Below are 13,537 nucleotides of genomic sequence, written 5' to 3'. Positions count from 1 at the left end.
CCGGAAATCGGTGCCGCCGCCCACTCGATCGGGACGACCGGCCCGGTCAGACGCCGAGGAACCCGACCACGAGGTAGCCGGCGAGGCTCAGCACGGCCGCGATCGCCGCGTACGGCAGGATCGCCGTCATCAGGTTGAGCGGCTTGATGCCGGTCGAACGCGACGCGAGGATGATGCCGTCGCCGTAGAGGCACGTCGTCGAACCGAGGGCGGCGCCCGAGAACACCGCGGCCCCGGCGATGATCGGGTTCACGTCCATCGCGAGCGCGAGCGGGATCACGATCGGGGTGATGACGGCGGCGAGGTCCCAGAACGACCCGGTCGCGTAGGCGTAGACGCCGCAGACGAGGAACACCATCGCCGGCAGCAGCGCTCCGATCATGACGGGCTCGGTCGTGGCGATCACGAAGTCGGCGAGCTTCAGGTCGATGTTCATGTGCTGCACCATGAACGCGAGGGCGGTGAGCACGATGACGAAGAGCATGCTGCCGACGCCGTCGAAGGCCGCGTCGAACACGCCCTTGATCTTCAGGCGGCGCTGCACCGTGTACATGACGATCGCGACGACGAGGGCGGCGACCGTGCCCTTCAGCACGTCGACCTCGGTGAGGATCGTGACGGCGATCATGACGGCGATCGGCACGAGGAAGTTCCACGGCCGGGGCTTCGCGATGTCGGGGGCCCGGGTTGCGACCGCGACCGGCGCGGCGGCGACCGCGCGTCCGCCGTCGTCGCCCGACGCGGCGAACTCGCCGACCTCGGCATCCGCCGGCAGCACGCCCTCGGCGAGGCGCTCCTCTTCGGTCGTGCCGGCCGGGAACACGTCGCCCGTGGTGTCGGCGCGCTTCGCGTCCTTCTTCAGCGCCCCGAGCCGCGGGAAGACGCCGAAGGCGACGAGCGCGGCGATCACGAGCGCGATCCAGCCGAAGAAGATGTAGGGGATCGCCTGGAGGTAGGCGCCGAAGCCGGAGCCGTCCACGGTGACGCCCTGCGCTTCGAGGAGACCCGCGAAGAACAGCGCCCAGGTCGAGAACGGCACGACGACCGCGATCGGCGCGGCGGTGAGCTTCATGATGGTGCCGAGCTCGGTGCGCGGCACCCTGTACCGGTCGGTGACGGCCTTCATCGAGGTGCCGACCGTGAGCACGTTGAGGTAGTCGTCGACGAAGAGCACGATGCTGAGCAGGAAGCTCAGCACCGTCGACTTGCGCCGCGAGTTCACGAAGCGCTCGGCCCAGGCGGCGAACTCGCGCACGGCGCCCGAGCGCTCGAAGAGCGTGATCAGGATGCCGAAGAGCACGACGACGAGCATGAGCCACTGCAGGGTCTCGTCGGCCATCGCGGTGCCGAAGTAGCCGATCCAGGAGTCGAAGAAGCCCCAGCCGCCGAGCAGCACGGCACCGACGAGCGTGCCGCAGAGCATGGCGAAGAGGGTGCGCCGGGTGAGCACCGCGACGAGCAGGATGATGACGACGGGGAGGAGCGCGAGCGCGCCGACGTCTTGCATGGTTGCCTCGGATTCGAAGGGGGTCAGGCGGCGGATGCCGCGGTCAGGGGTCGCCCGTCGACGATCGTCGTCAGCACGGGCAGGTCGAGCAGGTCGTCCGCTCCGACGGCGATCGGGCTGTCGGCCCAGACCACGAGGTCGGCACGGTACCCCGGCGCGATGACGCCGAGGTCGTGGTCGCCCTGGGCGAGCGCCGCCCACACGGTGTAGCCCTGTAGGGCCTCGTACGGCGTGAGCACCTGGTCGGGCTCGAACACCGGGGCGTCGGGATTGCCGGGCTCGCGGCGGAGCCGCGCCCAGGCGAGGCCGATGCGCGCGTCGGTCTGCGCCACCGGCCAGTCGGAGCCGAGTGCGACGGGCGCCCCGGCGTCGATCATGTCGCGCACGCGCCAGCCGAGCGCCGCACGCTCTGGGCCGAGCCGCTCGGCCCAGAAGTCGGAGCCGTCGGCCTTGCGCCACTGCATGTGCAGCGGCTGCACCGAGGCGGTGATGCCGGTCTGGGCGAGGCGCGCGAGGTCGCGGTCGGCGAGCAGTTCGAGATGCTCGATGCGGTGCGGGGCGCCCTGGGCCGACTGCACGCCCGCCTTCAGGTACGCGTCGATCGTCGCGCCGATCGCGCGGTCGCCGATCGCGTGGGTCGCGATCTGGAATCCGGCGGCGGAGTAGCGGGCGACGACGCGCTCGAACTCGTCGGGGTCGGCCCAGAACGAGTGGAGGCCCTCGCCGTGCGTGTCGGGCTCGTAGAGCCAACCGGTGCCGGTGTCGATGACGCCGTCGTTGAAGAGCTTCACGAGGCCGCCCCGCCAGCGCCGGCCGCGGCGATCGCGCTGCGCGAGGTGATGCTGCGTGCGCTCCTCGTCGTAGCCGGGGTTGTGCGCCATCGCCGAGACGATGCGCACGGGGAGCAGGCTTCGCGCGTCGCGGTCGTCAGGGGCGGCGGATGCCTCGCCGTCGAGTTCGTCGAGCAGGTCGAGGGTGCCCGGGTTGCCGTCCATGATGCAGCCGCCCGTGATGCCCGAGGCGGTGAGGCCGCCGAGGATCTCGCGGACCCGCTCGAGCGTCTCCTCACGGGTGTACTCGGGCGCGGTGCGCAGCACGATGTCGAACGCCGAGTCCTCGCGGAGCGCGCCCGTCGGACGGCCGGACTCGTCGACGACGATCTCGGAGGTGTCGCCGAACGTGCGGGCGCCCGTGATGCCCGAGCGCCGCAGAGCCTCGCTGTTGGCGAGCGCCGTGTGCCCGTCGAAGAAGAGCAGGAACGCCGGCGCCCCGGCGGTCGCGTCGTCGATCGCCGCGGCGGTCATCGGCAGGGTCGAGAACACGTCGTAGTCGATGTTCCAGCCGCGCACCCAGCCGCCCGCGGTGCCGCCTGCCACGCGCGCGGCCTCGGCGCGGAGCAGTTCGAGGAACCGCTCGGGGTCGCGCACTCCCCCGAAGTCGATGCCGACCGCGAGCTCGACGCCCTGGATGGGGTGCATGTGCGCGTCGATGAGGCCCGGCGTCACCGAGGCGCCGCGCAGGTCGTCGACCGTCGTCGCCGGTCCGCGGAGCTCGGCGAGCGTGGCGGCGTCGCCCACCGCGAGGATGCGTCCGCCCCGGATCGCGATCGCCTCGGCGACCGGCTGGCGCGGGTTCATCGTGATGACCCGGGCCCCCACGAGAATGGTGTCGGCGAAGATGCGCTGCATGCTGCTCGTTTCCGCGCCGTCGCCCTCGTTGGCCGGCTGCGCAATTTAACGTGATTAAATTCGGGCACACGTTACTCCGCCCGCGCAGCACGGCCAAATCGACGACCCGACGACCGACGACACCGAAGGAACCAGGTGAACCCGACCCCGACGAAACGCACCGCCGGTCGCCCGCGCACCCCCGTACTGAGCGCCGACCAGATCGTCGACGCCGCGTTCGACCTCGCGAAGACGGCCGGACCCGACGGGTTCACCATGGCGGCCCTCGCCCGGTCGCTCTCGGTGCACCCGCCTGCGCTCTACCACTACTTCCGCGGCAAGGCCGACGTCGTCCGCGCGATGCGCGGACGACTCGCCGACCTCCTCGACGTGTCGGGCTTCGAGTCCGACGAGGTGCCGCTCGCCGAGGCGGTGGCCCGGTGGGGCAGCTCGTACCGTTCGGCGATGGCCGCCAACCCCGCGGGCATCACCCTGCTCGCGACCACGCCCATCGACGGGCAGGCGCGCTCGGTCGCGAACTACGATGCGATCACCGGGCGACTGCTGCGCGAGGGCTGGCGCGCCGACGGCGTCGTCGACGCACTCGTCGCGCTCGAGTCGTTCATCATCGGGTCGTCGCTCGACGCGCTCGCACCCGCAGACATCATGTCACCGGGCGACGCCGCGGCGGACGCGCCGCAGTACGCCCACGTGGAGTCGCTGCGCTCGGCCGCGGCGTCGGCGCGAGGCATCCGCCCCACCGATCGCTCGTTCGAGCTTGGACTCGCCGCGCTCGTCACCGGCCTGCGGGCCGAGCTCGCAGACGACGAGGCCGGCCGAGCCGACCCGTCGGGCGCGGCGACGTCGGATCGTGGCTAGTCGTCGTCCTTGCGCTTGCGCTTGCGCCACTTGATGCCGGCGGCGATGAGGCCGTCGAGGTCGCCGTCGAAGACGGTGGCGGGGTTGCCGACCTCGTAGCCGGTACGCAGGTCTTTCACGAGCTGCTGGCCGTAGAGGAAGTACGAGCGCATCTGGTCGCCCCAGCTCGCGGTGATCGTGCCGGCGAGCTCCTTCTTCTGCGCCGCCTCCTCCTCCTTCTTCAGCAGCAGGAGGCGGGTCTGCAGCACGCGCATCGCCGCGGCGCGGTTCTGGATCTGCGACTTCTCGTTCTGCATCGAGACGACGATGCCGGTGGGGAGGTGGGTGATGCGCACCGCCGAGTCGGTCGTGTTGACCGACTGGCCGCCGGGGCCCGAGGAGCGGAAGACGTCGACGCGGATGTCGTTCTCGGGGACCTCGACCTCCGTCGCCTCCTCCATGACCGGGATGACCTCGACCGCGGCGAAGCTCGTCTGGCGCTTGTCGGCGCCGCCGAACGGGCTGATGCGGGCGAGCCGGTGGGTGCCCGCCTCGACCGAGAGCGTGCCGTAGGCGTAGGGGGCGTCGATCTCGAACGTCGCCGACTTGATGCCGGCACCCTCGGCGTACGAGGTGTCGAGCACCTTCACCGGGTAGTCGTGCCGCTCGGCCCAGCGCAGGTACATGCGCATGAGCATCTCGGCGAAGTCGGTCGCGTCGTCGCCGCCGGCCCCCGAGCGGATCGTCACGACCGCGCCGCGATCGTCGTACTCGCCGTCGAGGAGCGTCTGCACCTCGAGGTCGCCGATCGTCTTCTGCAGGGCGGCGACCTCGGCGCGCGCCTCGGCGGCCGAGTCCTCGTCCTCCATCTCATTGGCGAGATCGATGAGCACGTCGAGGTCGTCGAGCCGCTGCCCGACCTCGGTGATGCGCTTCAGCTCGGACTGGCGATGGCTGAGCGCGCTCGTCACCTTCTGGGCGTTCGCGGTGTCGTCCCAGAGGTCTGGAGCGCCCGCCTGCTCGGAGAGCTCGGCGATCTGCGCCTCGAGCGCGTCGACGTCGATCACGGTACGGATGTCGCCGAAGGTGGCGCGCAGCGCCGCGATCTCCTGCGAGAGGTCAAGTTCCAACATGGCGCCCTCCAGCCTAGTCGGCTGCGGGGTGGATGCCTCGCGCCGGCGCCTCAGACCCAGGAGCGCCGCACAGCCTCGGCACCGAGCTGCATGCGGCTCGTGACCCCGGCCGTCTCCATGAGCTCGGCCACGCGGCGCTGCAGGGTGCGCAGCGAGATCCCGAGCTGCGAGGCGGCGCCCGCATCGGTCACGCCGAGCAGCAGCAGCCTGAGGAGGTCGCGGTCGATGTCGTCGGAGGACGGTGCCGCGGCGATCGGCAGGAACTCGGTGGCAGAGCGCCAGTACTCCTCGAAGATCGAGATCACGAGGTCGAGCAGGCCGCTCGGGTGGATGAGCAGCGCGCCGAACCCGCGATCCTCCCCCTGCGAACGCATGGGCACGAGCGCCATCTGGTCGTCGGCGATGAACATCCGCGTCGGCAGCGTCGGCAGCACCCGGATCTCCTCGCCGATCTGCGCCATCTCGCGCGCGACGGCGAGCCATCCGGGGCGCTCGAGCACGCCGCTCTCGACGATCACCCGGTAGCGCACCCCGCGTTCGAGCGCGCGGTCCTCCTCGACGTTCTCCTCGCCGCTCAGCAGGGCGACATCGTGCAGCACGAGCGCCCGCACCTGCTCGGTCGACGCCGCCTGCAGCTGGGCGACCCGCTGCCGCACGGAATCGTCGCCGATGACGACGTCGACGACGTCGGCCACGCTCCGCTGATCCGCCGAGCGCCGGTAGAGCTCGCCGAGCTCGACGAGGGCCTCGTGCGCGCGGGTGAGCCCGCGCTCGCGTTCGAGCAGCAGCGGGCGGAGCGAGATCGACGGCGGCGACGCGACGAACCGGTCGCGGTTCGAGCCCTGCCGTGCGAGCAGCCCGAGCCCCTCGAGCTCGGTCGCGATCGAGCGAACGCGCGGCACCGACATGCTGAGCATCGCGCCGATCTCGGCGGTCGACGCAGACGGCTGCTGCAGCACGCACCGGTACACCGCGGTGTGCGCCGCGTCGAGCCCGAGCGCCTCGAGCACGTTGACCTCCTCGCCCGCCCGACCGTGGCGGATCATGGCCATGGCGGGACTCCGCCACCACTTTAGGCGAGCGGGCGGCGAAGGTGGGAGACGGAATCCCCTACACCGAGAGGCTCGCGCATGTCACGACCCCAACCCTTCGGTCGCCGTCTGCTTCCGATCGTCGCCGCCACGAGCGGCCTGGCGATCGGCATCGCAGGCGTCGGCCTCTCATCCCTGCCGGCGGCCGCCGGCCCTGCGTCCGGCGTTCCCCACGCCAGTGCGGCCGCCGGCAGTGCCCACACCGTCACGCTGATCACCGGCGATCGCGTCACGGTCACCGACCTCTCCGACGGTACGCACACCGTCTCCGTCGACACCGCCGTCGACGGAGCCGGCGTGCAGACCTTCGAGACTGGGGGCGACCTGCACGTCGTCCCGCAGGGCGCGATGCCCTACCTCGCGTCGGGAGCGCTCGACGGCGACCTGTTCAACGTGACGAAGCTCATCGAGTTCGGCTACGACGACGCGTCGGTCGATGCGACCCCCGTCATCGTCGAGCAGGACGGCGCGGCCGCCCGCACGTTCGCCGCGCCCGTGCCCGGCCTCGAGGTGCGGGCGCAGCTCGAGAGCATCGGCGGGGCCGCGGCGACGCTCGGGCACGACGACGCGGCATCGGCGTGGCAGGCGCTCACCGCGCCGAGCGGGGCGGCCGCCCGCAGCACCTCGGCGGCGCCGTCGCTCGCCGACGGCATCGAGACCATCCACCTCGACGGCAAGGTGAAGGCGTCGCTCGATTCGAGCGTGCCCTTCATCGATGCCCCCGAGGCCTGGGCCGAGGGGTACACGGGCGACGGCGTCACGGTCGCGGTGCTCGACACCGGCTACGACGACACCCACCCCGACCTCGCGGGTCGCGTGCTTCCCGCGTCGAAGAGCTTCGTGCCCGACTCGGACGTCGCGACCGACGTCAACGGGCACGGCACCCACGTCGCCTCGACCATCGCAGGCAACGGCGCCGCGAGCGGCGGCACCCACCGCGGCGTGGCCGACGGCGCCGACCTGCTCGTCGGCAAGGTGCTCGGCGACGACGGCTACGGCCAGGACTCGTGGATCATCGAGGCGATGGAGTGGGCCGGGCAGAACGCCCCGATCGTCTCGATGAGCCTCGGCTCGATGGAGGCCTCGGACGGCGAGGACCTCATGGCCGAGTCGCTCAACCGCATCGCGGACGAGACCGGCGCGCTGTTCGTCGTCGCCGCAGGCAACGCCGGAGCGGCCGAGACGATCGGTGCCCCCGGCTCCGCCGCCGAGGCGCTCACGGTGGGGTCGGTCGACGACCCGTCGGGCGACCTGTCGTGGTTCTCGAGCCAGGGGCCGCTCACGCGCTCGGGTTCGCTGAAGCCCGACGTGACCGGCCCCGGCAGCGACGTCACCGCCGCCCGATCGGCCGACAGCGCCGGCTCGGGCGACTACGTCGCCATGAGCGGCACCTCGATGGCGACCCCGCACGTCGCCGGCGCTGCGGCGATCATCAAGCAGCGGCATCCCGAGTACACCGCCGACCAGCTGAAGGCGGCGCTCGCGAGCACCGCGGTCGACCACGGCCAGACGCCGTACCAGGGCGGAGCGGGCGTCATCGACGTCGACGCCGCCCTCGACGCCCCGGTGATCGCCGCCGGCTCGGGCGACTTCGGCATGCTCCGCTGGGGCGAGGAGCCGACGCCCGTCGAGCGCACGGTCGAGTACACGAACCGCACCGACGCGGAGATCACGGTCGCGCTCGAGGCGACGCTGAACGACACGACCCCCGGCGGCGGAGTCGACCCGGGCCCGCTCTCGGCGGGCATCGCGTTCGACGCCCTGACCCTCGACGTCGCGTCGCTCACGATCCCGGCGGGTGAGACCCGCTCGGCGACCATGACGGTCGACCCGGCCGTGGTTCCCGCGGGAAGCCAGCTGTCGGGCGCGCTCGTCGGCACGGTCGACGGCCAGCCGGTCACCCGCACGGCGCTCGGCACGATCGCCGAGGCGGAGCGCTACGACCTCACCATCACGGCGACCGACTTCGACGGCGAGCCGACGGCGACCTACGCGTACCTCTGGAACCCCGCCACGCAGTTCGCAGAGCCCGTGTGGGTCGACGGTGAGACGACGCTGCGCATCCTGAAGGGCGACTACACGCTGATGTCGTTCATGGAGCTGCAGCGCACGCCCGACACGCTCGCGAGCGTCATGGTCGGCGAGCCGACGCTGCACCTCGACGAGGACAGCACGGTCGCGCTCGACGCGCGCACGACCGAGCAGGTCACGCTCGACGTCGGCGAAGACGGGCTCGACCCGGTGTTCCGGCGCATGGACATGAAGGTCGACGACTTCCTCGCGAGCGCGATGATGCCGATCTGGACCGACGAGATGTGGGCGCAGCCGATGACGGTCGACGACGCCGACTTCGACTTCACGACCCGGTGGCGCCTGCAGAAGCCGTTCCTCGAGGTCACCGCGGGCAAGCACCAGCTCGACGTGATCGTGCCCGGCGGTTCCGCCCTGCTCGACGGCTCGCTGAAGGCCACGGCGGTCGACGCCGGCACCGGCACGCCGGAGGAGCTCGCCGCAGCGGGTGCGGCCGGCAAGGTCGCCGTCGTCACGCGCACCGCCGAGCGCTCGGCCTCGCAGCAGGCTGCCGACGCGGCCGCCGCCGGAGTGAAGCTGCTCGTTCTCGCGAACGACCAGGACGCCGAGTTCAACGCGTGGGTCGGTTCCGAGACGGACTTCTCGGACGTCGCGATCCCCGTCGCGACCATCAGCGGCATCGAGGGCCGCGAGCTCATCGCCCGGCTCGCGAAGAACAAGAAGCTGACGGTCTCGGCGATCGGGACGCACTACTCGGACGTCGTCTACGACATCGCGGAGTACGGCGACGGCGAGATCCCGTCGGACCTCGCGTACACGCACTCGAAGAAGGACCTCGCCCGTATCGACACCCGCTTCCACGGACAGCAGGAGGAGCTCGCGGAGTTCCGCTACGACTTCGTGCCCGGTGCCCAGTACGGCAGCGGTTTCCCGATGATCGCCCAGCGCGGCATGGATCGCACCGAGTGGGTCAACACCGAAGGACTGCGCTGGAACCAGTGGGTCGCCGTCAGCTCGGTGCTGTGGGAGATCCGCGACATCCAGCACACCTACGAGCCCGGCGAACGCACGTCGGCCGAGTACTTCGGCGGCATCGTACGCCCGTACGTGGCGACCGGGTTCTGGGTGCCGTACCGCGTCTCGGACTACGCGCAGATCAACGTGCCCAGCTGGGCCGACGGCGGCAGCGCCGATCGCACGGGCACCTTCGACACCTGGGTGGAGCCCTCGACCGTGACGCAGACGACCGACGTGTACTTCGACGGCGAACTGGTCAAGCAGGCCGAGCATCAGGGCGTGAACGTCTACGACCTGCCCGACGGCGAGCAGCAGATCCGCGTGGTGAGCACCGCGACCCACGACGGCTCGCACCTCGAGGGCTCGACGAAGACGGTGAGCGACTGGACGTTCACCTCGGAGGGCAAGCTCGGCGACTGGACCAACCGGCTGCTGCCGATGATCCAGGCGTACTACGACCTCGACGTGAACGCCGCGAACGAGGCCGGCGACGGTCGCCGCAAGGGCACCGGCATCGCGCTCGGCCTCGAGCTCGGCCACGTCGCGGGCTCCGCGCCGGCCGGCGCGATCACCGAGGCGACGCTCGAGGCCCGCGCCGCCGGCGGCGACTGGGTAGAGGTCGCGCTGCAGCCCGCGAAGACCGATGCCCCGACGGGTGCGGTCGAGGGCGACGGCGACGTCTTCGTGAAGAGCCGCGCCTGGGTGAGCGGCTACGCCGCGAAGGTGCCGGTCGCCGACAAGGGCGGCTGGGTCGACCTGCGGGTGACGGCGAAGGATGCCGCGGGCAACACCTTCTCGCAGGAGATCGACCGCGCGTTCGAGGCCGCGCCCGCGAAGGGCGTTCGCTGAACTCACTCCCCCGTGAGAGGCGAGGGGCCCGGCCGTCACGGCCGGGCCCCTCGTTCGCGTCGCACGGGCCGCGGCTCGCATGCGTCCGCACCGCGTGCCGGGTGTAGCGTCGAAGGCGATGACCGACTCCGCCGCCCCGTTCTCGTGGCGCGGCATCGTCCTCCCGGCCTACCTGCCGACGCTGCTGTTCTCGCTCGGCGAGGGGGCGATCATCCCCGTCATCCCGGTCGTCGCGACCGAGCGCGGCGCCTCGCTCGCGCTCGCGGGGCTCATCGCCGCGATGCTCATGGTCGGCGAGCTCGTCGGCGACCTGCCCTCGGGGTGGGTCGTCGCCCGCATCGGCGAGCGCAACGCCATGATCGGGGCGGCGCTGCTCGCGGTGACCGGCGTGCTCGTCGCGCTCGCGTCGCCGACGACGGTCGCGCTCGGTGTCGGGGTGTTCCTGCTCGGGCTCGCGACGGCGGTGTTCGGGCTCGCCCGCCACGCATTCCTCACGAGCTACGTGCCCGAGCGGGTGCGCGCCCGCGCGCTGTCGACGCTCGCGGGCGTGTTCCGCGCCGGCTGGGCGGTCGGCCCGTTCGTCGCGGCGGCGATCATCGCGTTCGCGGGCTCCTCGGAGCCGGTGTTCTGGGTGCTCGTCGCGAGCTGCTTCGCGGTCGTCGTGGTGCTCGTGCTGCTGCCCGACCCCGAGCAGGCATTCGGGGCCGCACGGCGCGCGCGTGAGGCATCCGCGGTCGAAGGGCGTCGCGGCACCGCCGGCGAGGCCGACGCGGCGGCCGCATCGCACGGCGTGTTCCGCGCGATCGTGGTGCACCGCGAGGTGCTCGCACGCATCGGCACGGGCATCGGCATCCTCGCGGCGCTGCGCGCGAGTCGCACGATGATCCTGCCGCTGTGGGCGGTGTCGATCGGTATGCCGCCCGAGCAGGCGGCACTCGTGATCGGCATCTCGGCGACGATCGACTTCGCGCTGTTCTACGTGAGCGGGCAGGTCATGGACCGGTTCGGCCGCATGTGGAGCGCCATCCCCGGGCTGCTCGGGCTCGCGGTCGGGCACCTCGTGCTCGCGTTCACCCACGACGTGCCCGCTGCGGCCGCGTGGTTCACGGCGGTCGCGCTGCTCTTCGGCGTCGCGAACGGGCTGTCGAGCGGGGTGATCCTGACCCTCGGCGCCGACCTGGCACCGAAGGCGAACCCGGCCCCGTTCCTCGCCGCGTACCGCACGATCGGCGACACCGGCCAGGCGGTCGCGCCGCTCGTCGTCGCGGGCGTGACGTCGCTCGTGTCGATCATGGCCGCGAGCGCGACGATGGGCATCGTCGGCCTCATCGGGGCGGGCGTGCTCTGGCGCTACATCCCGAGGTACGTGCCGCGCCGCCTGCGCTGACCGGCGCCGTCAGCGGCCGTTGACCTTCTCGAGCTGCATGACGAGGATGACGCGGTCGGCGTGGTCGGCGGGCACCGCGGTGTCGGGGTCGCCGTACCGCTGCCCGAGGTGCACGTAGAACGCCCCCTCGGGGTCGGGGACGACTTCGGCGAGCCGGCCGCGCACCTCGACGTACTTGTGCGCGTTCTCTGGGTCGGTCATCGCGAGCGTCATCGCCGGGTTCTTCTGCAAGTTGCGGAACTTCGCGCGCTTCGTCGTGTGCGTGAAGCGGATGGTCTGCGTGTCGGCATCGAACTCGAACCACATCGGGTTGATCTGCACCTCGCCGTTCGGGCGCGTGGTGCCGAGGAAGGCGAACACGGGCGCGTTGAGGATGCGGGCGAAGTGGTCTGAGATCTCGATCGTCATGCTTCAAGTCAATCAGGCGCGGGCGGCCGCATATTCCCGATCAGGCAGCGCGCGGGCCATCGTGCGTCAATGGAAGACCGACCGCGCGGTCGCCGTCACCTCGATGGGCACCGCCACCGGGATGAGGTCTGTCGAGATCGGCGCGTGCCACACGGCCCGCAGGGTCACGGTCGCGGTGCGGCCGTCGCTCGACGTCGCCTCGACGAGTTCGACCGCGTCGAGTTCGTGCACGGCGTCGCCGAGGTAGTCGTTCGCGGCGCGCAGGACGCGGGCGTCGTCGAGTTCGACGGAGAGCGCACCGTCGTCGACGCGCACCTCGTCGAGGTTCCACATCTCGGCGCCGGCGAGCGCGGCCCCGTCGGCGAGGGTGAAGAGTCGCTTCCGGTCGAGATAGAGCGACGTCGCCGATGCGACCACGAGCACGAGGGCGAGCCCGAGCGCGCAGAAGAAGATCGTGAGCAGCATCGTGGATCCGCGTTCGTCGCCGCCGGCACCGGCATGGCACTCGCGTCTCGGCTCCGCTCCCCGGCGGAACCGTGCGGCCCAGCGCGTCACGGGCGATCACCCGCGAATCGCGACACCGTCTGCGTCGCGCTCGCATCGAGCGGAACGCTGCCGACCCGGTCGAGGTCGAGCACGTCGGGGACGAGGGGCAGGCGCACCGTGGCCCGGACCGACACCCGCACCCGGCTGCCGGGTGCGGCGCAGTCGCCCGCCTGGCAGTCGAGCTCGACGGACGCCTCGCCGGCCTCGATCCCGTAGTCCGCGAGCGCGACCGCCACCGCGCGCTCGACGGCGATCTCGGCGTCGCCCCGACCACCCGCCTCGACGGCGACCCGGGCGGCCTGGCGGGCGGCACCCTCGACCGCGAGCGCACCACCCTGCACGGCGGCGATCGCGAGCACCAGGTAGACGAGCGGCACGAGCAGCAGCATCCCGACCGTCAGGAACTCGAGCGATGCGGAGCCCCGCTCGCCGTCGTCGCCACTCGGGCCCGCCGGCCACCGCAGCTCAGCCGAGGCGTTCGACCGCCGCATGCCCGGTCACCTCCAGCCCGCGATCGAGGCCGAGCAGTCCGACGACGGGCAGCGTCGCACGAACGGTCACTGCGACGACCGGAACGCCGTCGATCGTCGTGCGCGACGCGCTCACCTCGCCCGCATAGTCGCTCGAGATCGCAGCCGAGATCAGCTCCCGCGTGCGCACGACGCCGTCGGCATCGCTCGACCCGGCGAGCGATGCGTACCGGGCTCCCTCGGCCGCAGCATCGAGCACCGTGTTGCGCACATGGAGCGCGAGCCCGAGCTGCACGACCGCGAGCGCGAGCACCGTCAGCAAGACGCCGACGAGGGTGAACTCCGCGACCGCCGAGCCTCGTTCGTCGGCGAGTCGCGCCCGCACCACCGCGAGCGAGCGCCGGATCAGATGCCGAGCACTCGATCGATCGCCTGGTTGAAGACGTCGCTCAGCGCGGGACCGGCGAGGCCCCAGATGACGATCACGAGCCCGGCGGTCATGAGGGTGATCAACACCCAGCCGGGCACGTCGCCGCGCTCGTCGTGGATTCGGCGCATGATCTGCTGTCGCAT

12 protein-coding genes are annotated in these 13,537 nt (G+C 71.7%); 3 read left to right on the top strand and 9 right to left on the bottom strand.

Annotation, left to right across the window (positions count from 1 at the left end; all coding sequences use genetic code 11):
• Positions 1-46: 46 nt before the first annotated feature.
• Both PX701_RS05675 and PX701_RS05670 read right to left on the bottom strand, forming a co-directional pair.
• Positions 47-1,507: a Na+/H+ antiporter NhaC family protein gene (locus tag PX701_RS05675; RefSeq protein ID WP_231430620.1), complete on the bottom strand. Its 1,461-nt coding sequence runs from the start codon at positions 1,505-1,507 to the stop codon at positions 47-49.
• A 23-nt stretch (positions 1,508-1,530) separates the two neighbouring features.
• Positions 1,531-3,195, bottom strand: coding sequence for an amidohydrolase (locus tag PX701_RS05670; protein ID WP_275505734.1), 1,665 nt, complete (start codon positions 3,193-3,195; stop codon positions 1,531-1,533).
• A 135-nt stretch (positions 3,196-3,330) separates the two neighbouring features.
• Between PX701_RS05670 and PX701_RS05665 the strand changes: the two genes are divergently transcribed.
• On the top strand, positions 3,331-4,053 hold the full coding sequence (locus PX701_RS05665; RefSeq protein WP_231430617.1) for a TetR/AcrR family transcriptional regulator: 723 nt from the start codon (positions 3,331-3,333) through the stop codon (positions 4,051-4,053).
• Here the strand turns inward: PX701_RS05665 and prfB are convergent.
• Complete coding sequence (gene prfB, locus PX701_RS05660) at positions 4,050-5,165, bottom strand: peptide chain release factor 2 (RefSeq protein ID WP_275505733.1); 1,116 nt, start codon at positions 5,163-5,165, stop codon at positions 4,050-4,052. The two genes, PX701_RS05665 and prfB, sit on opposite strands and share 4 nt — an antisense overlap.
• Positions 5,166-5,215: 50 nt before the next feature.
• Positions 5,216-6,217, bottom strand: a complete 1,002-nt coding sequence (locus PX701_RS05655) for a transcriptional regulator TrmB (protein WP_231430614.1) — start codon at positions 6,215-6,217, stop codon at positions 5,216-5,218.
• 78 nt (positions 6,218-6,295) lie between these two features.
• Here PX701_RS05655 and PX701_RS05650 point away from each other — a divergent pair, with 78 nt between their 5' ends.
• Positions 6,296-10,153 carry a S8 family serine peptidase gene (locus tag PX701_RS05650; RefSeq protein ID WP_275505732.1) on the top strand — a complete coding sequence of 1,286 codons (3,858 nt, stop codon included), beginning with the start codon at positions 6,296-6,298 and terminating at the stop codon, positions 10,151-10,153.
• A 118-nt stretch (positions 10,154-10,271) separates the two neighbouring features.
• A complete protein-coding gene (locus PX701_RS05645; protein ID WP_275505731.1) occupies positions 10,272-11,540 on the top strand; it encodes an MFS transporter in 1,269 nt (422 codons plus the stop codon).
• 9 nt (positions 11,541-11,549) lie between these two features.
• On the opposite strand, the gene PX701_RS05640 is transcribed toward PX701_RS05645, so the two are convergent.
• The 5 genes from PX701_RS05640 to PX701_RS05620 all read right to left on the bottom strand — a co-directional run bounded on the left by PX701_RS05640 (position 11,550) and on the right by PX701_RS05620 (position 13,537).
• Positions 11,550-11,948, bottom strand: coding sequence for a TIGR03618 family F420-dependent PPOX class oxidoreductase (locus PX701_RS05640; protein WP_275505730.1), 399 nt, complete (start codon positions 11,946-11,948; stop codon positions 11,550-11,552).
• A gap of 66 nt (positions 11,949-12,014) precedes the next feature.
• Positions 12,015-12,413: a pilus assembly protein TadG-related protein gene (locus PX701_RS05635; RefSeq protein WP_275505729.1), complete on the bottom strand. Its 399-nt coding sequence runs from the start codon at positions 12,411-12,413 to the stop codon at positions 12,015-12,017.
• Between the two features lie 86 nt (positions 12,414-12,499).
• The gene (locus PX701_RS05630) at positions 12,500-12,985 is read right to left on the bottom strand and encodes a hypothetical protein (RefSeq protein WP_231430608.1); all 486 of its coding nucleotides are present in this window, start codon (positions 12,983-12,985) and stop codon (positions 12,500-12,502) included.
• Positions 12,960-13,349 (bottom strand): TadE/TadG family type IV pilus assembly protein, encoded by a 390-nt coding sequence (locus PX701_RS05625; RefSeq protein WP_231430607.1) that lies wholly within the window; start codon positions 13,347-13,349, stop codon positions 12,960-12,962. Before PX701_RS05625 ends, PX701_RS05630 begins: the two co-directional genes overlap by 26 nt.
• Positions 13,350-13,369: 20 nt before the next feature.
• Positions 13,370-13,537 (bottom strand): hypothetical protein, encoded by a 168-nt coding sequence (locus PX701_RS05620; RefSeq protein ID WP_231430606.1) that lies wholly within the window; start codon positions 13,535-13,537, stop codon positions 13,370-13,372.

This window comes from Agromyces chromiiresistens (genome assembly GCF_029167465.1).
Lineage (GTDB): Bacteria > Actinomycetota > Actinomycetes > Actinomycetales > Microbacteriaceae > Agromyces > Agromyces chromiiresistens.
This window is presented reverse-complemented; position numbering and strand designations above follow the sequence as displayed.

Excerpts from the sequence above, each read along its gene's own strand:
- PX701_RS05675 (WP_231430620.1), bottom strand. The coding sequence starts at position 1,507 with ATGCAAGACGTCGGCGCGCTCGCGCTCCTCCCCGTCGTCATCATCCTG.
- prfB (WP_275505733.1), bottom strand. The coding sequence starts at position 5,165 with ATGTTGGAACTTGACCTCTCGCAGGAGATCGCGGCGCTGCGCGCCACC.
- PX701_RS05655 (WP_231430614.1), bottom strand. The coding sequence starts at position 6,217 with ATGGCCATGATCCGCCACGGTCGGGCGGGCGAGGAGGTCAACGTGCTC.
- PX701_RS05630 (WP_231430608.1), bottom strand. The coding sequence starts at position 12,985 with ATGCGGCGGTCGAACGCCTCGGCTGAGCTGCGGTGGCCGGCGGGCCCG.
- PX701_RS05670 (WP_275505734.1), bottom strand. The coding sequence starts at position 3,195 with ATGCAGCGCATCTTCGCCGACACCATTCTCGTGGGGGCCCGGGTCATC.
- PX701_RS05620 (WP_231430606.1), bottom strand. The coding sequence starts at position 13,537 with ATGCGACAGCAGATCATGCGCCGAATCCACGACGAGCGCGGCGACGTG.
- PX701_RS05640 (WP_275505730.1), bottom strand. The coding sequence starts at position 11,948 with ATGACGATCGAGATCTCAGACCACTTCGCCCGCATCCTCAACGCGCCC.
- PX701_RS05650 (WP_275505732.1), top strand. The coding sequence starts at position 6,296 with ATGTCACGACCCCAACCCTTCGGTCGCCGTCTGCTTCCGATCGTCGCC.
- PX701_RS05635 (WP_275505729.1), bottom strand. The coding sequence starts at position 12,413 with ATGCTGCTCACGATCTTCTTCTGCGCGCTCGGGCTCGCCCTCGTGCTC.
- PX701_RS05645 (WP_275505731.1), top strand. The coding sequence starts at position 10,272 with ATGACCGACTCCGCCGCCCCGTTCTCGTGGCGCGGCATCGTCCTCCCG.